This window comes from Streptomyces sp. NBC_01232 (genome assembly GCF_035989885.1).
Classification (GTDB): Bacteria; Actinomycetota; Actinomycetes; order Streptomycetales; family Streptomycetaceae; genus Streptomyces.
In genome coordinates this window covers 3,539,849-3,563,174 of the sequence record NZ_CP108518.1, presented here as the reverse complement: position 1 = coordinate 3,563,174, position 23,326 = coordinate 3,539,849, and the positions used below count along the sequence as shown (strand labels likewise).

General features: G+C 71.8%; 20 protein-coding genes. 13 read left to right on the top strand and 7 right to left on the bottom strand.

Features of this window, described 5'->3' with window-relative positions:
* Nucleotides 1–20 precede the first annotated feature (20 nt).
* From OG444_RS16365 to OG444_RS16350, 4 genes are all read left to right on the top strand, one after another.
* Complete coding sequence (locus OG444_RS16365) at nucleotides 21–1,688, top strand: flavin-containing monooxygenase (RefSeq protein ID WP_327262875.1); 1,668 nt, start codon at nucleotides 21–23, stop codon at nucleotides 1,686–1,688.
* Entirely contained in the window at nucleotides 1,685–2,641 is a 957-nt protein-coding gene (locus OG444_RS16360) for an alpha/beta fold hydrolase (protein ID WP_327262874.1), read from the top strand. The genes OG444_RS16365 and OG444_RS16360 overlap by 4 nt, the downstream gene beginning before the upstream one ends.
* Nucleotides 2,638–3,522, top strand: a complete 885-nt coding sequence (locus tag OG444_RS16355; RefSeq protein ID WP_327262873.1) for an SDR family oxidoreductase — start codon at nucleotides 2,638–2,640, stop codon at nucleotides 3,520–3,522. Before OG444_RS16360 ends, OG444_RS16355 begins: the two co-directional genes overlap by 4 nt.
* An 88-nt stretch (nucleotides 3,523–3,610) precedes the next feature.
* Complete coding sequence (locus OG444_RS16350) at nucleotides 3,611–3,787, top strand: hypothetical protein (RefSeq protein ID WP_327262872.1); 177 nt, start codon at nucleotides 3,611–3,613, stop codon at nucleotides 3,785–3,787.
* Nucleotides 3,788–3,892: 105 nt separating this feature from the next.
* Here the strand turns inward: OG444_RS16350 and OG444_RS16345 are convergent, their stop codons facing one another.
* Nucleotides 3,893–7,174 (bottom strand): S41 family peptidase, encoded by a 3,282-nt coding sequence (locus OG444_RS16345; protein WP_327262871.1) that lies wholly within the window; start codon nucleotides 7,172–7,174, stop codon nucleotides 3,893–3,895.
* Nucleotides 7,175–7,326: 152 nt separating this feature from the next.
* Here OG444_RS16345 and OG444_RS16340 point away from each other — a divergent pair, with 152 nt between their 5' ends.
* Together OG444_RS16340 and OG444_RS16335 are read left to right on the top strand one after the other, a co-directional pair.
* Nucleotides 7,327–7,917: a TetR/AcrR family transcriptional regulator gene (locus OG444_RS16340; protein ID WP_327262870.1), complete on the top strand. Its 591-nt coding sequence runs from the start codon at nucleotides 7,327–7,329 to the stop codon at nucleotides 7,915–7,917.
* Between the two features lie 129 nt (nucleotides 7,918–8,046).
* Nucleotides 8,047–10,248: an MMPL family transporter gene (locus OG444_RS16335; protein WP_327262869.1), complete on the top strand. Its 2,202-nt coding sequence runs from the start codon at nucleotides 8,047–8,049 to the stop codon at nucleotides 10,246–10,248.
* 101 nt (nucleotides 10,249–10,349) lie between these two features.
* Here the strand turns inward: OG444_RS16335 and OG444_RS16330 are convergent, their stop codons facing one another.
* Nucleotides 10,350–10,757: an SsgA family sporulation/cell division regulator gene (locus tag OG444_RS16330; protein ID WP_327262868.1), complete on the bottom strand. Its 408-nt coding sequence runs from the start codon at nucleotides 10,755–10,757 to the stop codon at nucleotides 10,350–10,352.
* 176 nt (nucleotides 10,758–10,933) lie between these two features.
* Between OG444_RS16330 and OG444_RS16325 the strand changes: the two genes are divergently transcribed.
* Genes OG444_RS16325 through OG444_RS16310 form a run of 4 tightly spaced genes read left to right on the top strand, consistent with a single transcriptional unit; the run spans nucleotide 10,934 to nucleotide 14,699 of the window.
* A complete protein-coding gene (locus OG444_RS16325) occupies nucleotides 10,934–11,992 on the top strand; it encodes an energy-coupling factor ABC transporter permease (RefSeq protein WP_327262867.1) in 1,059 nt (352 codons plus the stop codon).
* 1 nt (nucleotide 11,993) lies between these two features.
* A complete protein-coding gene (cbiQ, locus tag OG444_RS16320; RefSeq protein WP_327262866.1) occupies nucleotides 11,994–12,755 on the top strand; it encodes a cobalt ECF transporter T component CbiQ in 762 nt (253 codons plus the stop codon).
* A complete protein-coding gene (locus tag OG444_RS16315) occupies nucleotides 12,743–13,504 on the top strand; it encodes an energy-coupling factor ABC transporter ATP-binding protein (protein WP_327262865.1) in 762 nt (253 codons plus the stop codon). Before cbiQ ends, OG444_RS16315 begins: the two co-directional genes overlap by 13 nt.
* Nucleotides 13,505–13,532: 28 nt before the next feature.
* Nucleotides 13,533–14,699, top strand: a complete 1,167-nt coding sequence (locus OG444_RS16310) for a serine hydrolase domain-containing protein (RefSeq protein WP_327262864.1) — start codon at nucleotides 13,533–13,535, stop codon at nucleotides 14,697–14,699.
* Here the strand turns inward: OG444_RS16310 and OG444_RS16305 are convergent.
* Both OG444_RS16305 and OG444_RS16300 read right to left on the bottom strand, forming a co-directional pair.
* Nucleotides 14,688–15,200 (bottom strand): YbaK/EbsC family protein, encoded by a 513-nt coding sequence (locus OG444_RS16305; RefSeq protein ID WP_327262863.1) that lies wholly within the window; start codon nucleotides 15,198–15,200, stop codon nucleotides 14,688–14,690. The two genes, OG444_RS16310 and OG444_RS16305, sit on opposite strands and share 12 nt — an antisense overlap.
* A gap of 127 nt (nucleotides 15,201–15,327) precedes the next feature.
* Nucleotides 15,328–16,968, bottom strand: coding sequence for a penicillin-binding transpeptidase domain-containing protein (locus OG444_RS16300; RefSeq protein WP_327262862.1), 1,641 nt, complete (start codon nucleotides 16,966–16,968; stop codon nucleotides 15,328–15,330).
* Nucleotides 16,969–17,120: 152 nt separating this feature from the next.
* Here OG444_RS16300 and OG444_RS16295 point away from each other — a divergent pair, with 152 nt between their 5' ends.
* The 3 genes from OG444_RS16295 (at nucleotide 17,121) to OG444_RS16285 (ending at nucleotide 19,246) form a co-directional block, all read left to right on the top strand.
* Nucleotides 17,121–17,870, top strand: coding sequence for a DUF6193 family natural product biosynthesis protein (locus OG444_RS16295; RefSeq protein WP_327262861.1), 750 nt, complete (start codon nucleotides 17,121–17,123; stop codon nucleotides 17,868–17,870).
* A gap of 187 nt (nucleotides 17,871–18,057) precedes the next feature.
* Nucleotides 18,058–18,321, top strand: coding sequence for a hypothetical protein (locus OG444_RS16290; protein WP_327262860.1), 264 nt, complete (start codon nucleotides 18,058–18,060; stop codon nucleotides 18,319–18,321).
* Nucleotides 18,322–18,583: 262 nt separating this feature from the next.
* Nucleotides 18,584–19,246, top strand: coding sequence for a hypothetical protein (locus OG444_RS16285; protein WP_327262859.1), 663 nt, complete (start codon nucleotides 18,584–18,586; stop codon nucleotides 19,244–19,246).
* A gap of 45 nt (nucleotides 19,247–19,291) precedes the next feature.
* On the opposite strand, the gene OG444_RS16280 is transcribed toward OG444_RS16285, so the two are convergent.
* The 3 genes from OG444_RS16280 to OG444_RS16270 form a co-directional block, all read right to left on the bottom strand.
* Nucleotides 19,292–20,590: a flavin monoamine oxidase family protein gene (locus tag OG444_RS16280; RefSeq protein ID WP_327262858.1), complete on the bottom strand. Its 1,299-nt coding sequence runs from the start codon at nucleotides 20,588–20,590 to the stop codon at nucleotides 19,292–19,294.
* A gap of 180 nt (nucleotides 20,591–20,770) precedes the next feature.
* Entirely contained in the window at nucleotides 20,771–20,992 is a 222-nt protein-coding gene (locus OG444_RS16275) for a cupin domain-containing protein (protein ID WP_327262857.1), read from the bottom strand.
* Nucleotides 20,993–21,415: 423 nt separating this feature from the next.
* Nucleotides 21,416–23,185, bottom strand: coding sequence for a dolichyl-phosphate-mannose--protein mannosyltransferase (locus OG444_RS16270; RefSeq protein WP_405789224.1), 1,770 nt, complete (start codon nucleotides 23,183–23,185; stop codon nucleotides 21,416–21,418).
* Nucleotides 23,186–23,326: the final 141 nt, after the last annotated feature.

Below are 23,326 nucleotides of genomic sequence, written 5' to 3'. Positions count from 1 at the left end.
ATGAGCGGAAGGCGGCGGGCATGGGTGGCACAAGGGGCACGGGCGGCAGCGCGGGCGGCGGCACGGGCGGGCGCGAGCACGTACGGGTGGCGGTGATCGGGTCCGGATTCGGCGGGCTCGGCGCGGCCGTACGGCTGCGGCGCGAAGGGATCACGGATTTCGTCGTACTGGAACGGGCCGGCTCGGTCGGCGGCACCTGGCGCGACAACAGCTATCCCGGCTGCGCGTGCGACGTCCCGTCCCACCTCTATTCGTTCTCGTTCGCCCCCAATCCCGACTGGCCGCGGACCTTCTCCGGACAGCCGGCCATCCGGGACTACCTGGAGCACGTCGCCGACACCTTCGGACTGCGCCGGCACATCCGGCTCGACACCGAGGTGCTGATGATGCGCTGGGACGCGGACGAGCTGCGCTGGGAGATCGAGACCTCGGCCGGGGAACTGACCGCCGACGTCGTCGTCTCCGCGACCGGGCCGCTGTCCGACCCGAAGATGCCGGAGATCCCCGGGCTCGCCGAGTTCCCCGGCAAGGTCTTCCACTCCGCCCGCTGGGACCACGACTACGACCTGCGCGGCAAGCGCGTCGCCATGATCGGCACCGGCGCCTCCGCCATCCAGATCGTGCCCGCCATCGCCCCCGAGGTGGAGCGGCTCACCCTCTTCCAGCGGACCCCGCCGTGGGTGATGCCGCGCACCGACCGGGCCATTACCGCCGGGGAGCGCTGGCTCCACCGCCAGCTGCCCTTCACCCGGGCGGCGCGGCGCGGGCTGCTGTGGGGGATCCGGGAGCTCCAGGTCAGCGCCTTCACCAAGCGCCCGAACCAGCTCGGCCTGATCGAGTCCCTCGCCAAGGCCAACATGGCGCGCTCGATCAAGGACCCGGCGCTGCGCGCGAAGCTGACGCCCTCCTACCGGATCGGCTGCAAGCGGATCCTGCTCTCCAGCGAGTACTACCCGGCCCTGGCGCGGCCCGATGTGGACCTGGTCGCCTCCGGGCTGAAGGAGATCCGCGGCTCGGTGCTGGTCGCCGCCGACGGGACCGAGACCGAGGTTGACGCGATCATCTTCGGCACCGGCTTCCACGTCACGGACATGCCGATCGCGGACCGGGTGGTGGGTGCGGAGGGCCAGACCCTCGCGGACGCCTGGAAGGACGGGATGCAGGCGCTGCGCGGGGCCACGGCCGCCGGCTTCCCCAACTGGATGACGATCATCGGTCCGAACACCGGGCTCGGGAACAGCTCGATGATCCTGATGATCGAGTCGCAGCTGAACTACATGGCGGACTACCTGCGGCAGCTCGCTCTCCTCGAGGGAAGCAGCCTGGGCGGCAAGGTCGCGCTCGGCGCCCGGCCGTCCGCCGTGGGCCGGTGGAACCGGCAGGTGCAGACCCGGATGGAGCGGACGGTGTGGAACACCGGCGGCTGCACCAGCTGGTACCTGGACGCGCAGGGCCGCAACACCACCGTCTGGCCGGGGACGACAGGTGAGTTCCGCCGGGAGACGCTGAGCGTCGACCTGGCGGAGTACGAGGTCGTGCGGGCGGGGGAGCGGGAGCGGGTCCCGGCGGCGGTGGCTGCCGGTGCCGGTGCCGGTGCGGCGCCGTTGCCGGGGGCCCTGCCCCCGGACCCCCGCGCCTCAAACGCCGGCGGGGCTGGGTCGGGCGCGGCTGCCGAGGGGGCCGCGTGAGTCGGTTGATCCATGTCACCTCCGGTCCCTACGCCCCGCCCATCGCGCGGCGGGAGCTCGTCGCCGTCTCGGCCGACGGGGCCCGCCTGCATGTCGAGGTCCACGGGGACGAGGGCGCGCCGGCCGTGGTCCTGGCCCACGGCTGGACCTGTTCCACCGCCTTCTGGGCCGCGCAGATACGGGCCCTGGCGGCCACCCACCGGGTCGTCGCCTACGACCAGCGCGGGCACGGGCGCAGCCCCGCCGCCCGGATCCACAGCACCACCGCCCTCGCCGACGACCTCGTGGCGGTCCTGGAGGCGGTGCTCGCCCCCGGGGAGCGGGCGGTCGTCGCCGGGCATTCCATGGGCGGCATGACGATCATGGCAGCGGCAGGCCGGCCGGAGTTCGCCCAGCGGGCCGCGGCCGCGCTGCTGTGCAGCACCGGCAGTTCCCGGCTGGTCGCGGAGGCGCTGGTCCTGCCGGTGCGCGCCGGGCGCGTACGGACCCGTATCACCGGCGCGGTGCTCGGGGCCCGCGCTCCTCTCGGGCCGGTCACGCCCGTCGGGAAGAAGGTCCTGAAGTACGCCACGATGGGTCCCGGCTCCGCGCCGGACAAGGTCGAGGCGTGCGCCCGTATCGTCCATGCCTGCCCCACCGGGGTGCGTCACGCGTGGTCCCAGGTGCTGGCCGGACTGGACCTCGACGCGGACGTCGCCCGTCTCGCCGTGCCCACCGCCGTCATCGGCGGCACCGCCGACCGGCTCACCCCGATCGTGCACGCCCGCGGGCTCGCCGCCGCGCTGCCGAACTGCGTGGGCCTGACCGAGCTGACCGGCATGGGGCACATGACCCCGGTCGAGGCCCCCGAGGCCGTCACCGCCGCCCTGCGCGAGCTCGCCGAGCTCCACCTGGGCACCACCGATCCCAGCACCACCGATCCGGCCACCACCGAGAAGGAGAAGACACCGTGAGCGCACGCAGGAGTCTGGAAGGCCAGGTCGCCGTCGTCACCGGTGCCGCCCGGGGTGTCGGCGAGCTGCTCGCGCGCAAGCTGTCGGCCCGCGGGGCGAAGATCGCCCTCGTCGGTCTGGAGCCGGAGGCCCTCAAAGAGGTCTCCGAGCGGCTGCACACCGACAGCGACCACTGGTACGCCGACGTCACCGACCACGAGGCCATGGCCCGGGTCGCCCAGGAGGTCAAGCAGCGCTTCGGCAAGGTGGACATCGTCGTCGCCAACGCGGGCGTGGCCGCCGGCGGTCCGTTCGCCGACTCCGACCCGGACGCCTGGCGCCGGGTGATCGAGGTCAACCTGATCGGCGGGGCCGTCACCGCCCGCGCCTTCCTGCCCGTACTGACCGAGAGCCGCGGCTACTTCCTCCAGATCGCCTCGCTCGCCGCGATCACCCCGGCGCCGATGATGACCGCCTACTGCGCCTCCAAGTCCGGGGTCGAGGCCTTCGCGCACTGCCTGCGCGCGGAGGTCGGCCACAAGGGGGTCAAGGTCGGTGTCGGCTACCTCTCCTGGACCGACACGGACATGGTGCGCGGCGCCGACCAGGACGAGGTGATGCGGGAGTTGCGCCAGCGGCTGCCGTGGCCGTCGAACCGGACGTACCCGCTGGGGCCGGCCGTCGACCGGATCGTCGCGGGCATCGAGCGGCGCTCGCCGCACGTGTACGCGCAGTGGTGGCTGCGCGGCATGCAGGGGATGCGCGGGTACCTGCCCGGGATCATCGCGAGCGTCGGACAGCGCGAGATGAAGCGCTTCGAGCCGCGTCTGAGCGGGGTGTCCAAGGGGCTCGTCGGGGCCGGCGGAGCCGCCGACGAGAAGGAGCGCACGCAGAGTCACTGATCGAAATGCGTGCGTTGTCCGCCCGTGCAAGTCTGGTCGAGGCCCCACCGGGGCCCCCACCACCGACACCCCTCATGGAGTGAACAGCATGGGTATCAAGGACCAGTTCAAGGACAAGGCGCAGGAGCTCGAGGAGAAGGCGCGGCAGGCGCAGAAGCCCGGCAAGGGCCCGCAGGGCGACAGGTCCCAGCGGCCTTCGCAGCCGAAGACCTCGCCGCAGCGGTCGTTCGACGGCATCCAGGGCGAGCTCGACGACCGGACCTAGGTACCCCGGCCCGACCGGCACCGGGCCCGCACGCAGCGCACGCAGCGTCGAGGGGCGCGATTCCCGGAGTTCCCGGGGATCGCGCCCCTCCCGTGTGCGCTGCGCTCACTCCCTCGGCGGCAGCTTCGGACGACGCCGGTCCGGTACGTCCGTGTAGCCCGGCGGCACCGCTGCCGGGTCCTGTTCCAGCAGCTCCAGCGCCAGGTGCACGGCGTCGTCGAGCTGGGCGTGCCGGCCCTCCGCCCAGTCGAGCGGGGTGCGCAGGATCGAGAGGTCCGGCTCCACGCCGTGGTTCTCCACCGACCAGCCGTACTCGGGGAACCAGGCGGCGTTCATCGGCACCGTGATCACCGTGCCGTCGCCGAGGGTGTGGCGGCCGGTCATGCCGACCACTCCGCCCCAGGTGCGCTGGCCCACCACCGGTCCCAGGCCCAGCAGTTTGAAGGCCGCGGTGATCATGTCCCCGTCCGAGGAGGTCGCCTCGTCGGCCAGCGCCACGATCGGACCGCGGGGCGCGTTGGAGGCGTAACTGACCGGCTGGGCGTTGCGGGTCAGGTCCCAGCCGAGGATGGAGCGGGTCAGCTTCTCCACCACCAGCTCGCTGATGTGCCCGCCCGCGTTGCCGCGTACGTCCACGATCAGCGCGGGCCGGGACATCTCCATCCGCAGGTCGCGGTTGAACTGCGCCCAGCCCGAGCCGCCCATGTCGGGGATGTGGAGGTAGCCGCACCGGCCGCCGCTGATCTCCCGGACCGCCTCGCGCCGCTTGGACACCCAGTCCTGGTAGCGCAGCGGCCGTTCGTCGATCAGCGGCACGATGGCGACGCGGCGGGCCCGGCCCTCGCCCGCCGCGGGCTGGAAGGTCAGCTCCACGGTGGTGCCGCCGGCCGCCGCGAGCAGCGGATAGGGCCCGGCGACCGGGTCCACCGGCCGTCCGTCGACATGGGTGAGGACCGCGCCCTCCCGGATGCCGGTGCCGGCCAGCGGCGAGCGGGCCTTGGAGTCCGAGGACTCGCCGGGCAGGATCCGGCTGACCACCCATTCCCCGTCCCGGGGGAAGAGGTTGGCGCCGAGCAGGCCGATCGCGCGCTGGTAGTGCGGGGGGCCTTCGTTGCGGCGCGCGGGGGAGACGTAGGCGTGCGAGGTGCCGAGTTCGCCGAGGACCTCGCGCAGCAGGTCGGCGAACTCGTCGGGCGAGGCGACCCGTTCGACCAGGGAGCGGTACTGGGCGAGCACCCCGTCCCAGTCGATGCCGCACATCTTCGGCTCCCAGAAGTACGCGCGGATGATCCGCCCGGCCTCCTCGTAGGCCTGGCGCCACTCGGCCGCCGGGTCCACCTCGTGCAGGATGCGCCGCAGGTCCAGGTAGACGGTCGAGTCGCTGTCGCCCGACTCGGTCGCCGGGACCGCGCGCAGGTCGCCGTCGTCATTGATCACGAGCCGGGTGCCGTCGCCGCTGACCGCGAACCAGTCGAGCCCGGAGGCCAGTTCGGTCTTGCGGGCCTTGGTGAGGTCGAAGTGCTCCAGCGTCGGCTTGCCGCTGATGTCGGCAGGGTTGGCGAAGGTCTCGCCGAGCGCGCCCGAGATCGGCCAGCGCAGCCACACGAGCCCGCCGCCGTGCACCGGGTAGAGGGCCGAGTACTTGGACGCGGTCACGGGGAACGGGGTGACCCGGCTCTCCAGGCCCTCCACCTCCACGATCACGGCGCCGTCGCCGTCGCCCGAGTCGCCCTCCGCCAGGTCGAGCCCCCCGGCCGCGGGCCGCCCCTCGGCGGAGAGCGCGAAGGGGGAGGGGGTCGCGGAGGAGAGCGGCACCAGGTACGGGCGGCAGCCGAGCGGGAAGGACAGGTCGCCGGTGTGCACGTCGTAGACCGGGTCGAATCCGCGCCAGGACAGGAAGGCCAGGTAGCGCCCGTCCCGGGTGAAGACCGGATTCTCGTCCTCGAAGCGGCCGTTGGTGACGTCGACGATGACGCGTGCGCCGGGGCCGGAGATCCGTGCCATCTTGATCTGCCGCAGCGAACGCCCGATGCCGGGGTGCGACCAGGTCAGCCAGGCCCCGTCGGGGGAGAAGGCCAGGTCGGTGACGGGGCCGTTGATGGACCGGATCAGCTCGGTGACCTCGCCGTTGGACTCCTCGGTGGCGTCGAGGAGCAGCAGCCGGCCGTCGTTGGAGGCGATGGCGAGCCGCTCGCCGTCCGGGTCCGAGAGCAGCTCGGTGACCCGCCCCAGTTCGCCCGAGGCGAGCCGGCGGGGCTCCCGTTCCCCGGAGGCCCGCGGCAGGTACGCGATCTCGATCGCGTCCTCGCCCTCCGCGTCGGTGATGTAGGCGACCTGGCCGCCGCTGCCGAGCATCTCGGGCAGCCGTACCCGTACGCCGGGGGTGTCGGCGATGGTGCGGGCCGGGCCGTCGCGGTGGGTCAGCCAGTAGAGGCTGCCGCGCACCACGACCGCGCTGGCGCGCCCGGTGGCGTCCACGGAGAGCGAGTCGACGTGGCTGGCGGCCGGCACCTGGTACGTACGCCGGCCCGCGCGCGGGCCGCCGAGGCGGACGTCGAGCTTGCGCGGGCGGGCGTCGGGGGCCAGGGACTCGACGAGCCAGAGGTCGCCGGCGCACTGGTAGACGACGCGTGAGCCGTCGCTGGAGGCATGCCGGGCGTAGAACTCCTCGTGATCGGTGTGGCGGCGCAGACCGGTGCCGTCGGGCAGGCAGGAGTACAGGTTGCCGATGCCCTCGTGGTCGGAGAGGAAGGCGATCCTGCCGTCCACGAACATCGGGGAGTCGAGGTGTCCCTCGATGTCCTCCAGCAGCCGCTCCCCGTGCAGCCACAGCCGGCCGGTGGCCCCGCCGCGGTAGCGCTTCCAGGCGGCGGGTTCGTGCGGGGGCTTGCCGGTGAGCAGCAGGGAGTGCCGCTCGCCCTCCTCCGTGGCGTGCACCTGGATGTCGGAGACGGGTCCCCAGGGCAGGCGGCCGCCGGGGCTGCCGTCGGTGGGCAGGGTGTAGGCCCAGGCGAAGTAGGAGAAGGGCTGGCCGTGCGAGGACACGGCCAGGATGTCGCTGCGGCCGTCCTCGTCGGGCGGGGTCCAGCCGCAGACGCGGGTGTCCAGGGCGCCCCAGTGGGTCAGCCGGCGGGCGGGTCCGCCGTCGACGGGGGCGAGATGGATCTCGGGATCGAGACTGCGCCAGCTGGTGAAGGCGATGTGCCTGCCGTCGGGGGAGAACCGCGGGTGGCCGACGCGGGTCCGGTCGACGGTGATGCGCCAGGCCCGTCCGGGCGTCCGGCCGTCGGGGACCAGCGGGGCGACCCAGAGATCGTCCTCGGTGGCGAAGCAGAGAAGGTCGTCGTGCAGGTGCGGGAACCGGAGGTACGCGACGTCGTGACTCACCCCCCAATGCTTTCCGCGCAGGGGGGCCCTGGCAACTCGTACAGGTGATCCATGCCACTCGGCCAAGCGAAACGGAACGGTTTCGTTTCGCTTGGGGTGGGGGTATCGTCTTAAGCGTACGGAACAGTTTCGCTTCGACGGGAGGCACGGACATGACCGAGGCGACGACGGCTCGGCGCAGCCGGATCACTCCCGAGCGGCAGGCCGAACTGCACGAGGCGGTCCTCGACCTCCTGCGTGACGTCGGCTACGAGGCGCTGACCATGGACGCGGTCGCCGCCCGTACGAAGTCCAGCAAGGCCACCCTCTACCGCCAGTGGGGGAGCAAGCCGGAACTGGTCGCCAAGGCCCTGCGGTGCACGCAGCCGGTCTCGCTGCGCGAGATCGACACGGGCAGCCTGCGCGGGGACTTCGCGCGCATGGTCGAGCACTCCGACGACGCGCAGATGGCCAAGGACACCGCGCTGATGCGGGGTCTGGCCCATGCCGTCCACGAGAGCCCGGAGCTGCACAAGGCGCTGCGCGACCTGCTGGTCGACCCGGAGATCAACGGTCTCCAGGCGATGCTGCAGCGTGCGGTGGACCGGGGCGAGATCCGCCCGGACTGTCCCGCGCTCGACTTCGTCCCGCACATGCTCATCGGGGCGTTCATCGCGCTCCCGCTGATCGAGGACCGCCCCGTGGACCGGGCCTTCCTCGGTGACTTCATCGACGCCGTGGTCTTCCCCGCCCTCGGCGTCTGATCCTCGCCCTTCCCGTCCCCTGCACCGCCTCCTGCTGCTCCTGACACGCCGCTCTCGTCGTCGGGCCGGCTCTCCATGCCCTGATCCGATCCGGATCCATCCCACGACCTGAACGGGAGAACCACCGACGTGGCTACCTTCCTCTACCGACTCGGCAGGGGCGCCTTCCGGCGCCGCGGCCTCGTCGCCCTCCTCTGGGTGGCGCTGCTGTTCGCCGCCGGCTTCGGCGCCGCCTCGGCCGGCGCACCCACCTCCGGCTCGTTCTCGATACCCGGCACCGAGGCCCAGAAGGCCTTCGACCTGCTGGAGAAGCGCTTCCCGGGCATGGCCGCCGACGGCGCCACCGCCCGGATCGTCATCAAGGCCCCCGAGGGCGCCAAGGTCACCGACCCCGGCCCCAAGGCCGAGGTCGAGAAGATCGTCGGCGAACTGAAGACCGGACCGGGCGCGGCCGAGATCTCCTCCGTCGCCAACCCGTACGAGGCCCAGGCCGTGAGCCAGGACGGCTCCACCGCCTACATCAGCGCCAAGTACAACGTCAGCGGCATGGAGCTGAAGGACGCCACCCGCGACGCGCTCAAGGACTCGGGCGAGGGGGCCAAGGCCGCCGGCCTGAACGTCCAGATCGGCGGTGACGCGCTGATGGCTGCCCCCGAGACCGGCTCCGGCGAGATCATCGGCATCGCGGTCGCCGCGATCGTCCTCGTCATCACCTTCGGTTCGCTGGTCGCCGCCGGTCTGCCGCTGCTGACCGCGCTGATCGGCGTGGGCATCGGCGTCTCGTCCATCACGGCGCTCGCCAACGTGCTCGACCTCGGCAACACCACCGCCACCCTCGCGACGATGATCGGCCTCGCGGTCGGCATCGACTACGCCCTCTTCATCGTCTCCCGCTACCGCGTGGAGCTCGCCGAGGGCCGCGAGCGCGACGAGGCCGCGGGGCGCGCCGTCGGCACCGCCGGTTCCGCCGTCGTCTTCGCCGGTCTGACCGTGGTCATCGCCCTGGTGGGCCTGGCCGTCGTCAACATCCCGATGCTGACCAAGATGGGCTTCGCGGCCGCGGGCACCGTGGTCATCGCCGTGCTCGTCGCGCTGACCCTGGTCCCGGCCATCCTCGCCTTCGCGGGCAAGAAGGTCCTGCCGGCGGGCGAGAAGAGCCGGCTGTTCGGCAAGGGCAAGCCGGCGGGCACCGAGAAGAAGGCCAACGGCGGCACCCGCTGGGCCCGCTTCGTCCTGCGCCGCCCGGTCATGGTGCTGCTGGCCGGTGTGATCGGCCTCGGCGTCATCGCGATCCCGGCGAGCAAGCTGGAGATGGGCCTGCCGGACGACGGCGCCCAGCCGGTCTCCACCACCCAGCGCCAGGCGTACGACCTGCTTTCCGACGGCTTCGGCCCGGGCTTCAACGGCCCGCTGATGGTGGTCGTCGACGGTGACAAGGCGCTCGCCGACTCCACCGCCGACCGGATCAAGGGCCTGAACGGCGTCGTCGCGGTCACCCCGGCGACCCTCAACGAGGCCGGCGACGCCGCGGTGATCACGGTCATCCCGAAGGACCGCCCGTCCTCCACCCAGACCGAGGACCTGGTCCACGAGATCCGCGACGGCAGCGGGGACAACGTCCTCGTCACCGGCGCCACCGCGATGAACATCGACTTCTCGCAGAAGATGAACGACGCGCTGCTGCCCTACCTGGCGCTCGTCGTCGGCCTCGCCTTCCTGCTGCTGATGCTCGTCTTCCGCTCGATCCTGGTCCCGCTCAAGGCGGCCCTCGGCTTCCTGCTCTCGGTGGTCGCCGCCCTCGGCGCGGTCGTCGCGGTCTTCCAGTGGGGCTGGCTCGGCTCGGTCTTCGGAGTGGAGCAGACCGGTCCGATCATGTCGATGATGCCGATCTTCATGGTGGGTGTCGTCTTCGGTCTGGCCATGGACTACGAGGTCTTCCTCGTCACCCGCATGCGTGAGGCGTACGTCCACGGCGAGCGCCCGGGCCAGGCCGTGGTCACCGGCTTCCAGTACAGCGCGCGGGTCGTCGTGGCCGCCGCCATTATCATGATCGCGGTGTTCGCGGGCTTCATGGGAGCCAGTGACCAGATGGTCAAGATGATCGGCTTCGGTCTGGCCGTCGCCGTCTTCTTCGACGCGTTCGTGGTCCGCATGGCCATCGTCCCGGCGGTGCTCGCACTGCTCGGACACAAGGCCTGGTGGCTGCCGAAGTGGCTGGACCGGCTGCTGCCGAACGTGGACGTGGAGGGCGAGAGCCTGCGCAAGCACCTGGAGCAGTCCTCGCAGTCGCCGGAGGGCCCGGACAAGGACCGCGAGCTGGTCAACGCCTGACCTCGACGCCCGACCTCCTGCCGGCTCCGCACCGGCCGACAGGACGGCCCGGCCCCGTACCGCCCGATCACCGGGTGGTACGGGGCCGGGCCCGTTTGGGCCTATCGAGTGATGGACGCGGCGGACGGGGCGGGGGCGTAGGTGCGGCGGAGGAACCGGCGCAGCGCCGCGATGTCGAACTGGACGACGGCGACGCCCTCGGGGGAGTGGAACTCGACGACCGCCTGGACGCGGCCGCAGGGCCAGACGCGTACGTCCCCGGTCCCCGTCGGAGCCTGGAGGCCGGCCTCCAGGAGGGCCCGGGGGAAGACCCACTCGTTGTCGGTGCCCTCGGGGGACAGGCCCGCCGGGAAGACGATCCGTACGGCCAGCGGCTCGGCGGCTGCGAAGCGCAGCGCGACCGGGATCGTCCGGTAGAGGGGGTCGTCCGTGATCACACGGGCGCGGACCCGCTCCTCGACGGCGGTGGCGGTCGCGGTCGCTGGTGGATTCTCGGCGGTGGCTGACATCGACAAGACTCCTCGAAATCGGAACATTTGCGTCCGTTTGTCCCGTCCAGCCTCGCACATTCCCACGAAAGCGCACGGCTCTTTTTGTGACGCAGCCGCTCTTGCCAATGATTCGCAACTGGGCACTATGGTTGAACAGCTAAAGACTGCGTAAGAAGCGGAAGCGGAGCCACTCCATGCATGTGCCCGACGGATTCATCAACGCGCCCGTCTCGGTGGCCGCCGGAGTGGTGGGCGCCGCCGCGGTGGCCGTCAGCCTGCGCGGCGCCCGCCGCGAACTCGACGAGCGGACCGCCCCGCTCGCCGGTCTGGTCGCCGCCTTCATCTTCGCCGTGCAGATGCTGAACTTCCCCGTCGCCGCCGGCACCAGCGGACACCTGCTGGGCGGGGCACTCGCCGCGATACTCGTCGGCCCCTACACCGGCGTGCTGTGCGTCTCCGTCGTCCTGCTCATGCAGGGCATCCTCTTCGCCGACGGCGGCCTGACCGCCCTCGGCGTGAACGTCACCGTCATGGGTGTCGTCACCGTCGTCCTCGCCTACGCGGTCTTCCGCGGGCTGCTCGCGATCCTGCCGCCCACCCGCCGCTCCGTGACCGTGGCCGCCTTCGTAGGCGCCCTGCTCTCGGTGCCCGCCGCGGCCGCCGCCTTCACCGCCGTCTACGCCGTCGGAGGCACCACCGACGTGCCCATCGGCAAGGTGCTCACCGCCATGGTCGGCGTGCACGTGCTCATCGGCATCGGTGAGGCCGCCATCACCGCGGCGACCGTGGGCGCCGTGATCGCCGTACGTCCCGACCTGGTGCACGGGGCCCGCGGGCTGACCGCGCCCCTGAAGCTGCGCGTCGGCGGCGAGCTCGTCGACGCACCGGCCACCGCGTCCGCGCCCGCCGCCGCCGGAGCCGGATCGACGAAGAAGGTGTGGGTGACCGGCCTGGTCACCGCCCTCGTGCTCGCCGGGTTCGTCTCCTTCTACGCCTCCGCCGACCCCGACGGCCTGGAGAAGGTCGCCGCGGACAAGGGCATCGACGAAAAGGTCGAGGAGCACGCCGCCGCGAACTCCCCGCTCGCCGACTACGGCGTCAAGGACGTCGAGGACGCCCGCCTGTCCGGCGGCCTCGCCGGGGTCATCGGCGTCGGCGTGACCGTCGTCGCCGGCACCGGGATCTTCTGGGCCGTGCGCCGGCGCCGTACCGAAGACCTGACCGCCGCCTCCACCTCCGTCTCGGCAGGCTGACATGGGGGCCGGCCACGCCCACAAGCTCTACCGTCCGGGGCACTCACCGGTCCACGACCTCCCCCCGCACTGCAAGCTCGCCGCGACGCTGGCCTTCGTCGTGGTCGTCGTGTCCACACCGCGCGAGGCGGTGTGGGCCTTCGGCCTGTACGCCCTCCTCATCGCGGGGGTCGCGGCCGTCGCCCGGATCCCGGCCGGCTTCCTGCTGCGGCGGCTCCTGATCGAGATCCCCTTCGTCGCCTTCGCCGTGCTCATGCCCTTCGTGGCCGAGGGCGAGCAGGTGCAGGTGCTCGGCATGTCCCTCAGCGTCTCGGGCCTCTGGGGTGCCTGGAACGTCCTCGCCAAGGGCACGCTCGGCGTGGCCGCCTCCGTCCTGCTCGCCTCGACGACCGAGCTGCGGGCCCTGCTGCTGGGCCTGCAGCGGCTGAAGCTGCCGCCCCTGCTCGTCCAGATCGCCTCCTTCATGATCCGCTACGGCGATGTGATCGGCGGCGAGCTGCGCCGGATGTCCATCGCCCGCCGCTCGCGCGGCTTCGAGGCCCGCGGAATCCGGCACTGGGGAGTGCTGGCCAAGACGGCCGGCGCGCTGTTCATCCGCTCCTACGAGCGCGGCGAGCGGGTCTACCTCGCGATGGTCAGCCGCGGCTACACCGGCTCGATGCCGGTGATCGACGAGGTCGCCGCCACGCGCGCCCAGTGGGCGTACGCGGCCGCCCTCCCGGTGACGGCGCTCGCCGTCTGTCTGATGGGATGGACCCTGTGACCAGTACTCCCTCCCTCGAAGTCGCCGGCCTCGCCTACGCCTACCCGGACGGCCACCAGGCCCTCTTCGGCGTGGACCTCACCGTCGGGCAGGGCGAGCGGGTCGCCCTGCTCGGACCCAACGGAGCCGGCAAGACCACGCTGGTCCTGCACCTCAACGGCATCCTGGCCGGCGGGGTCGGCTCGGTGACCGTGGCCGGGCTGCCGGTGGAGAAGCGCAACCTCGCCGAGATCCGCCGCCGGGTCGGGATCGTCTTCCAGGACCCCGACGACCAGCTGTTCATGCCGACCGTGCGGGAGGACGTGGCCTTCGGCCCGGCAGCGGCCGGGATGCGGGGCGCGGAGCTTGAGGAGCGGGTCACAGCGGCCCTCGACCAGGTCGGGATGGCGGACTTCGCCGACCGGCCGCCGCACCACCTGTCCTTCGGGCAGCGCCGCCGCGTCGCGGTGGCGACGGTCCTGGCCATGCGGCCCGACATCCTGGTCCTGGACGAGCCCTCGTCCAATCTGGACCCGGCCTCGCGCCGCGAGCTCGCGGACATCCTGCGCTCGCTCGACGTGACCGTGCTGATGGTGACGCACGACCTGCCGTACGCGCTCGAACTGTGCCCGCGCTCGGTGATCCTCAGCGAGGGGGTCATCGCGGCGGACGGCCGCACGCAGGACCTCCTGTGCGACGAGAAGCTGATGCGGGCCCACCGGCTGGAACTCCCCTTCGGCTTCGACCCGCGTTCGGTATCGGTGGCATAAGCACCGGTCCGCGTTTGTTGGACCGCACGTGGACATCCAGGGTGTGGTGGCGGAGGGCTTCGAGCCCGTCAGGGACGCGTTCGTACGCAATTTCGAGGTGCTCGGGGACCGGGGCGCGGCCGTGGCCGTGTACCGCGACGGCCGCAAGGTCGTCGACCTGTGGGCCGGTACCAAGGACGCGGACGGCACCGAGCCCTGGACCGGGGACACCGCGCAGATCGTCCGCTCCGCGACCAAGGGCGTGGCCGCCGCCGTGCCGCTGCTCCTGCACCAGCGCGGGCTGATGGACCTGGACGCGCCCGTGGGCTCGTACTGGCCGGAGTTCAAGACGGGCGGCAAGGAGCGGATCCTGGTCCGCGACGTGCTCGCGCACCGTGCGGGCATACCGGCGCTGGACCGGGGGCTGACCGCCGCCGAGGCCGCCGACGGGGTGTCCGGGGCGCGTGCGGTCGCCGCGCAGCAGCCCTACTGGGAGCCGGGCACCGAGCACGGATACCACGCGCAGACCTACAGCTGGCTGCTGTCCGAGCTGGTGCTGCGGGCCACCGGCCGCACGCTGGGCTGCGTCCTGGCGGAGGAGATCGCCGAGCCGCTGGGGCTGGAGTTCTGGATCGGCCTGCCGGAGACCGAGGCCCACCGGGTGGGCCGGGTGGCTCCGGTCGAGCCGCCCGAGAGCGCGGGCATGCTGCGGACCCGGCCCCGGCGCAACGTCTCCGAGGCCTACGCCGACCCGGACTCCCTCACCCGCCGGGCCTTCGCCGCCATCGACCCGCTGCCCGACGAGAACGACCCCGCCTACCGGGCCGCCGAGCTCCCGGCCTCCAACGGCATCGGCACGGCCCGCGCCCTGGCCCGCTTCTACGGGGCCACGATCGGCGTGGTGGAGGACGGCGCGCGGATCTTCACCCCGGCCACCACCGCGCTCGCCGCCCGGGAGCACTCCGCCGGGCCGGACCGGGTGCTGGTCGTGAACACCCGCTTCGGCGCCGGCTACATGCTGCACGGCCCGGCCTCACCGCTGCTCTCGCCGGCCTCCTTCGGCCACCCGGGCCGCGGCGGATCCCTGGGCTTCGCGGATCCGGAGGCGGGCATCGGCTTCGGTTACGTCACCAACGCCCTGGCCAAGTCGGTCACCGCGGACCCGCGGGCGCAGTCCCTGGTCCGGGCCCTGAAGTCGGCGCTGTCAGCCCTCTGACGCCCGCTCGGCCCCCTCGGCCCGCCCGCCCCGCTCGCGTACGTCGGCCAGTGTGGCTCCCGCGTGCGCGATGAGTTCGTCCGGGGCCATCGGGAACACCGTGGTCGGGGTACCGGCCGCCGCCCAGATCTCCCCGTGGGCCAGCAGCGACCGGTCGGCCAGCACCCGGGTGCGCGTGCGGTGCCCGAAGGGCGGGACCCCGCCGATCGCGTAGCCCGTGGTCTCCCGGACCAGGGCGGCATCGGCCCGCGTCACCTTCCCGGCGCCGAGCTCGCGGCGTACGGCCTCCACGTCCACCCGTGAGGCACCGTCCATGAGGACCAGCACCGGGACCCCGTCCGCCGCGAAGATCAGCGACTTGACGATCTGGCTCAGCTCGCAGCCGATCGCGGCCGCCGCGTCGGCGGCCGTACGGGTGCCTTCGGGAAAGCTCCGGACGGTGAGGTCGAGGCCCAGCCCGGCGAGGGCCTCGGCGAACAGGGGGTGCGTGGACGTCGTCATGGCGCGACGCTATCGCCGCCCGGCGCGGCGACACGACCGATTCGGGCCCGGGCCGGTCTCGTCGGCCAGGGCCGGTCGCGTCGCCGGCACCCGGTCGGCCCGCCTTCAGTCCGCCTTCAGTCCGTCCTCAGCCCGCGTTCAGCACTTGGGCGACGACCGGGCCCGCCGCCTCACCGCCGTGGCCGCCGCCCTCCACCATCGCGGCCGCGGCCACGTCGCCCCTGAAGCCGGTGAACCAGCTGTCCGGGCTCTCCCCGGCACCGCCGACCTCCGCCGAGCCGGTCTTGGCGCCCTTGTCCGAGCCGCGGACCGAGGCCATCGCCGTCTGGGCGGTGCCGCTGGTGGCCGTCAGCTTCATCATGGCGACCAGCTGCTGCTGCACCGAGGACTTCATCCGGCGCTCGGCCGTGGCGAGCTTGCGGCCGTCGAGCTCCGGCGAGACCAGCACGGGCTGGCGGAAGATGCCGGTGCGTGCCGTCGCGGTGATGGACGCGACGTTCAGCGGGTTCATGGTGATCTGGCCCTGGCCGATGTACTCGGCGGCCGCCGCCGCGCCCGTGGCCGGCGGGACCTTGCCGTCGGTGGACTGGATGCCGGTCTTCCAGTCCAGGCCGATGCCGAAGACTTCCTTGGCCTCGTCCGGCAGCGCGGCGTCGTCGTTGACGGGCTTGATCTGCTTGATGAAGGCGGTGTTGCAGGAGCGGGCGAACGAGGTCGCGAAGTTGGTGCCGGCCGGCAGGTAGAAGTTTTCCAGGTTGTGAAACTCACGGCCCCAGGTCACCGTCTTCGCGCACTCCGCCGGCTTGTCCGCGGCGACCAGGCCGCGGTCCATCAGCATCGCCGCCGTCACGATCTTCATCGTGGATCCGGGCGCCCGGGTGCCCCGCATCGCCGCGTTGAAGCCGTCCCTGCGGTTGTTCGCGACGGCCAGGATGTGCCCGTTGCTCGGCTGGACGGCGACCACCGAGGCCTCCGGGAACTTGGCGACCGCCTGCTCGGCCGCGGCCTGCACCTTCGCGTCCAGGTAGGTCTTGAGGGTGCTCGGCTCGCCCTCGACGAGGGTCAGCAAGGTCCGCTTGGGAGCGTCCTTCGCGGCCGGTTCGATCCACACCTCGGCCCCCGCCCTGCCGCCCGCCTTGCTGCCGTAGTTCTGGCGCAGCTCGTCCAGGACCTGGCGCAGCGAGGGGTACTTGTCCGCGGTGAGCTCCTCGCCGTTGCGGTCGACCGCCTTGACCGGCGGGTTCGCCGAGGCGCCCGCGCGCAGCTTCTCGTCCTTCTGGAGCTGCGGGTGGATCACCGAGGGCTGCCAGTCGACCAGCGGCTTTCCGCTGGTCACCCCACGCACCACGGTCAGCTGGGAGTCGTAGGCCAGAGGCTTGGTCGTGCCCTCGTACGTGATCTCGGCCTCGACCTTGAACGGCACGACGGTGCCGTTCGGCGTGCCGGGGGTGATCACGGCCTTGGACACGTACGACTTGGCCGTGAAGTCCCCGATCGCGGCCTGCGCGGCCGCGGCGTTGTTCGTCAGGTCGGCGGCCACCCGCTCGTCCCCGGCCGCCCAGGCGGCCAGGAAGGCCTTGGCGGTCTTCGCGGCGTCCTTCTCGCCGACCGGCCCGCTGCCCTTCGCGGTCTGGACGGAGGTCTCGCCGTCCTTGCCGTCTCCGTCTCCGTCGGCGTCACCGACCAGCGCGTACACCCCGTACCCGGCGCCGCCGACCAGGGCGAGGAACACCCCGCCGATGACGGCACCCTTCGCTGCCCCGTTCACTTGAGTCCTTCCCCCATGACGACGGCTCCTGAACATGTTCAAAGAACCCTTGGTGCGGACTTTACTCTGAGCAGCGATCCGGTACGTCGTTGTTACCGGACCGGGACATCCGGCGAGGATCCCGGCCCGCGGACCGGGCACAATCAGGAGCTGTGCCCACACCTCCCGATCCCGCCGTCCTGTACCCCGACGTCGCGGCCCGCGGCAGCCTCGCCGCGGCGCTCCGAGCGGCGGCGGAAGGCGGCCTCGACTTCGTTCTCCCGGCCTCGCCCGGCTCCGGTCCGCTGCTGCACGCGAGCGTCGCGAGCACGCCGGCGCACCGCGAGCCGCTGCGGATCAGCGCATGGGAGTACGGGCGGCGCTGGTCGATCCGCGGCGAGGAACCGTTCCAGGGCTCGTGCCTCATCGACGGGGACACGGACGATCTGGCCCAGGTCGCCGCGGCGGCCCGGGCCTGGCACCACGGCGAGTCCCTCGACGACATCCGCCGGGCGGCCCCGTTCGTGCACCTGACGGGCCGCTTCGAGGTGCCCGACCTCGATCCCGTCCGCCTGGTGGAGTCGGAGTGGCAGGGCTTGCTCCGGGGGGCGCGCGAGCTGGAGTACTCCTGGCAGGAGCATTACCTGGCCCTGGTCGAGGCGGCGTACGCCGAGCCGGCCCTGCGCGCTCTCTACCCGTTCACGAGCCACTGGGCGCTGCGCTTCTCGCCCACCACCCGCCCGAGCCTGACGCTCGGCAGCCCGTGCCTGACCACGGGTGACGACGGCACGTACGGGGTGGGCACCGGCTTCATCACCCCGGACCTGGGCGAGTTCACCACGGCGCCCGAGGCCGCGGCCCTGGCCGTGCGCCGGCTGCCGGCCGGCTTCGGGCCGGTCACGCTCGGCCTGCCGTCGGCCTGAGGCGCCCGCGGGCCCGCCCGGTCCGAACGTGCGTGCTCCGGTGCCGTGTTCTAGCGTCGGAAGGGCGGGGGAAGGCCGATGCGTCGAGCCGCTCGCCCCCGGAGTGCCTGCTCCACGCCGCCGACCCCGCCCGCGGTCCGGCGCGCCGGCGGACCGCGTGACCGACCGAGAGAGCAGGTGCATCCGCATGCGTCCGTCGGCTCGAATCCCCAGCATCCTGGCAGGCCTGGCCCTCGCGGTCGGCGGCGTGGTCGTCGCCGCCCCGTCCGCCCAGGCGGACGTACAGGCCTGCGAGCAGTACGTCGCCAAGCACGCTGCGAAGGTCACCGGCGGCGTGGCCGAGGCGTGCTACCAGGGGGCGATCGGCAACCAGACCAGCTGCAGCGCCAGCCTCGCCGAAGCAGGCGCGAGCAAGGACGTAGCGGCCTCGGCATGCGAGGCGTCCCGCTAGCCCCGACGACGAAGGCCCCGACGCCGTCCGGCATCGGGGCCCTCGTTCTGGCTGCTAGACCCAGGTGTCCAGCCACATGCGGCCGCGCCAGGAGTCCATGGGGAGGGTCTGGCCCGTGTAGATCGGCCAGCAGTAGACGTCTCTGACGTTGCCAAGCGACACCTGAAACCCTTGCCGTGCGGGCTGATCAGTGGGTCTACGCTGCGGGCGGCCGGTGACACGGTAGGAGTGGGCGATGACCGCTTCTGGTTCTGCTCGTGGGGTGCCGGCGTCGAGTGGGTGGGAGGTCCGGCTGTACTGGCGGTGGATCGCGTACAACTCGATCGCGTTCGTCATCGTCCTGAGCGTGGGTGTCGCGCTGGCGCTGCTGGGCAGTGACGTGCTGCACCTGCGCCTTGCCAGTGGTCACGTGGTGGTGGCTCTGGTGATCGCGACACTGGGAGCCGTGCTGTTCGGGGGTGTCCTCGGCACGTTGCAGTGGCTGGTCGTGCGGGAGCGGGTGGACATTGCCCGCAAGGCGTGGGTGACGTCCAACATCGGCCCGGCGCTGCTCGCCTGGCTGCTGGTGATCATGCCTGCGGTGATCGGCGCCCAGAAATCCGACCAGGACGTGTCGATGGCCTATCTCCTGGCCGCCAGCCAGAGCCTGGCCCTGGGGCCCCTGCTCGGCCTGTCGCAGTCGTTCGTCCTGCGCAAGGTCACCACACGCTGGAAGTGGTGGATCGGCGCCAACCTGGCCTCATGGCTCATCGTCGACATCGCCCTGCTCCTGCTGTCGCGGCTGTCCGGCGACCTCGACGTGCTGCGGGGCGACGGATCGGTGGCCGAGGTCTACCTCTCCCTCATCGCCACCACGCCACTCACCGGCCGGGCCCTGCTGTGGGTGCTCGCCCCCTCCGCCCTGACCGTCACCGAGGACCCGTAGCCGGATCACGGCGGCGGCGCCCGAAGCAGGCGCCGCCGCCGGTGATCAGCTGGTCAGGTAGGTGTCGATGTCGCGGGCGGAGCGGTAGCCGCTCTCGATCGCCCCGTCGATGAAACCGCGCCACACGGTCGCCGAGTCGGCGCCCGCGAAGAACAGCCGGCCCTCGGTGGTGCGCAGGTCCGGCAGCACCTTCGCCAGTTGCCCCGGCCTGAAGATGCACCACGTGCCGAGCGCGAGCGGGTCGCCGGCCCAGTCCCAGCCGACGATGCTCTCCACCTCGACGCCCGGCAGGAGCGGCTGCAGCGCTGTCTGCATGCCCTGGACGTCGTCGAACTGGCTCATCTGCAGCTTGTCCGGGTTGGCGGAGAACACGATCAGCCACGAGCCTTCCGAGTCGTGGGTGTAGGTGACCACGAAGTTCACCGCATGGGCCTCGGGGGCCACGATGCTCACGTTGCCGATGTCGCCCTTGACGCGGACGAAGCACTTCCTGCCGGCACCCGCGTGCCGGTCGGCCGACGCGATCCTCTTGATCTCGGACAGCTCAGGTTCGAACTTCACACTGTTCAGCACGTTCATCGGCAGCGCGATCAGCGCGGTCGGCGCGCTGACGGCCTCGCCGTTCTCCAGCTCGACCCGCACCCCGTCACCGCTCTGGATGACACGCTGCACAGGCGAGTTGAGGCGGATGTCGGCCAGGGTGGCCTGCCCGGCAATGGAGTTGATCAGCTCGCGTGTCCCCTTGACCAGCTTCGTCTGCGACAGGGCGGCCATGGCCTGCGCCGCGCTGTACCCGGCCAGGGCGTGGCACCGGAAGATCTCGGAGGCGCCGGACTTCTCGAGGGGACCGAACGCGACCAGGCAGCACATCCCCTCCACCCAGTCATGCAGCACCGGCTCGGCCTTGAAGGAGTCGAGCAGGTCGCGCATCGACCGCCCGCCCAGGCCGTCCGGGTCCGAACTCACCGTTTCCAGGAAGGGCTCCGGGAAGAGGCTCATACCCGGGGCGCAGAACTCGTCGAACGCCTCCAGCGCCCGCTCGACGTCCTCGTCGGACAGGTCCACGACGCTGCCGTCGGAGACGACCGCCTGCCGCAGCCCCTCCAGCACCGGGAACGTCTCTGTCTCGACCGCGTACCGGTCGACCTCCGACCACACGTGCGGCTGCAGAGGGTGGACCCACGTGCCGCCGAACTCCATCGGATGCCCGTCGTGGTCCTTCGTGTAGGTCCGGCCGCCCAGACGGTCACGCGCCTCGACCAGCACCGCCCGACGCCCGCGCGCCGACAATTCACGCGCGGCCGTCACGCCGGCGAAACCGCCGCCTACGATCACGACATCCACTTCAGAATCTGACGTCCCCACGATCTGCTCCCTTACCTCGTCCGGCCTGACTCGCGAGCCACTATCCGGGAATGGGCGGCAGCCGATCGCGCGCCACGCTCTGCCTGAAACTCGTGTCTTCTCGGTTCATTTCCTGGGGGCACGCCGACGCAAGTATCGCGCTGCGTCCAGCACCTGTTCTCAGCCCACGACGAAGAACTTCATGAACGGCGACCGGGTTCTCCAGGTGCCCGTGAATCCGGCAGGGAAGGAATAGATGCCCCCGGCCGCGAGCTCGATCTTCTCGCCGTCCGGGGTCTCCAGCTCGGCCTCACCCTCGATCACGTGGAACGTGTCCGTGGCCGCCGGCTTGTAGGGGAACTCCGCACCCTCCGCGGGGCCGATCCTCCACAGCCCTGACATCTGGCCCTCTTCCGCCTTGACGAGCCAGTGAATCTCCCCCGTCTCGCGGCCGTCCTCGAAATAGGGTTCCCACGACTGGGCGGTTACCGATGAGCTTGAAAAACCCGCAGAGTTAGTCATATTTCCCTCCACAGGGAGTGAGACATTTGCCCGCTAGCAATAGCGGTGTCGAAGAGCAGATCGTTCGCTCCACGGCCGGCGGCGCCTCTACCCGTAGTGGATTAACCACTGATTCGCCGGATGGATCTTCTAGTGGGTTGCGCACGCCCCCACACCAACGTACCCACGGTCGGGGCTTTGAGCCTGACGGAGGTCTTGGGCCGTCTGTGGGCCGTCGGGGGGCAGCCCACGACGGCCGGCGACCACCACCGATAACCACGACGGGCCCGGCACCAAAAGGTGCCGGGCCCGCCGTTTTCGCTGCTAGACCCAGGTGTCCAGCCACATGCGGCCGCGCCAGGAGTCCATCGGGAGGGTCTGGCCCGTGTAGATGGGCCAGAAGTAGATGAAGTTCCAGGCGATCAGCAGGACCAGCACCCCCGCTCCGATCGCGCCCAGCGCCCGTCGGCGTTCGCTCGATCCGGCCGGGCCCAGCAGGGCGCCGATCATCATCGCCACCGCCAGGCACAGGTACGGGACGAAGACCACGGCGTAGAAGTAGAAGATCGTCCGCTCCTGGTAGTTGAACCAGGGCAGCAGACCCGCCGCCAGCCCGCACGCGATCGCGCCCGCCCGCCAGTCGCGGCGGAAGAACCACCGCCACAGCACGTACAGCAGCGCGAAGCAGCCCGCCCACCACAGCAGCGGGGTGCCGAGGGCCAGGACCTCTCGGGCGCACTTGCCGGCCTGCGTCGCCGGGCAGCCGTCCGTGCCCGGCTCGGGGGACTCGTAGAAGTAGGAGACGGGCCGGCCCAGGACCAGCCAGCTCCACGGGTTGGACTCGTAGGTGTGCCCCGAGGTCAGGCCGACGTGGAAGTTGTAGACCTCGGTCTCGTAGTGCCACAGGCTGCGCAGCCACTCCGGCAGGAACCCGAGCGAACTGCCCTGGTCGTGCTTGGCGGCCCAGTCGCGCAGGTAGCCGCCCTTGCCGTTGTCCGGGCTGAAGATCCAGCCCGACCACGAGGCCACGTACGTCACGATCGCGACCGGGACGGTGGACACGAAGGCGGGCAGCGCGTCGCGCCGCAGCATCGCGGCGTACGGGGCTCCCGCGCCCGCGGTGCGGCGCGCGGCGGCGTCCCACAGCACGGTCAGGATGCCGAAGAAGGCGAGGACGACGAAGCCGTTCCACTTCGTGCCCGCGGCCAGACCCAGACAGACGCCCGCCAGGATCCGGTACGGCCGCCACCCCAGCCGCAGGGTCTCGGCGATCCTCGCGTCGGGTCCGGTCCGGCCCTCCGGATCGACCGGCAGCGCGTCGGCGAGCCGGGCCCGGGCCCGGTCACGGTCGATCAGCAGGGCCCCGAAGGCGGCGAGCACGAAGAACATCAGCACCAGGTCGAGCAGCGCGGTGCGGCTCATCACCAGGTGCAGGCCGTCCACCGCGAGCAGCGCTCCCGCCAGGCAGCCCAGGAAGGTCGAGCGGAAGAGGCGGCGGCCGATCCGGCACAGCATCAGCACCGACAGGGTGCCGAGCACGGCGGTCATGAACCGCCAGCCGAAGGGCGTGAAGCCGAACATCCACTCGCCCAGCCCGATCACCCATTTGCCGACGGGCGGGTGCACGACGTAGCCCGGATCCGCCGGGAGGGCGACCCCGGCCGGGTTGGCGAGGATCGACTTGTCGATGTCCTTGGGCCAGCTGGCCTCGTAGCCCTGCTTGATCGTGGCCCAGGCGTCCTTGGCGTAGTACGTCTCGTCGAATATCACCGCCTTCGGGCTGCCCAGGTGCACGAACCGCAGCACCCCGGCGACCGCCGCCACCAGCAGCGGCCCCACCCACGAGACGATCCGCTGCCAGGTCCCCCACACCTCGGGCGGCAGCCCGAAGGTCATCCACAGCTGCTTGGACGGCCGGGTGTACGGGGGCACCAGGCGGGTGCGGACGTCCGCGCGCGCGGACGCGGCGGCGGGCGGCACGTAGCCGAAGCCGCGCAGCCGGCGCAGCCAGGTGGGCGGCTCATCTTCGCGTCCCGCCCAGGAGGCGGGCGGGGCCCCCGCGGGGCTGGGCGGCGGCGTCGCGGTACTGGTCACCGGCACATCGTAGGGAAGAGATCTGTGTGCGCCACCAGCGGCGGGGGGCGTCGGGGCACCGGGCTGAGAGGATGGGCGGGTGACAACTGACCAGCCCCGCGGTACGGAGCCCACCACAACTGCAGCCACGGCCGGAGGCCT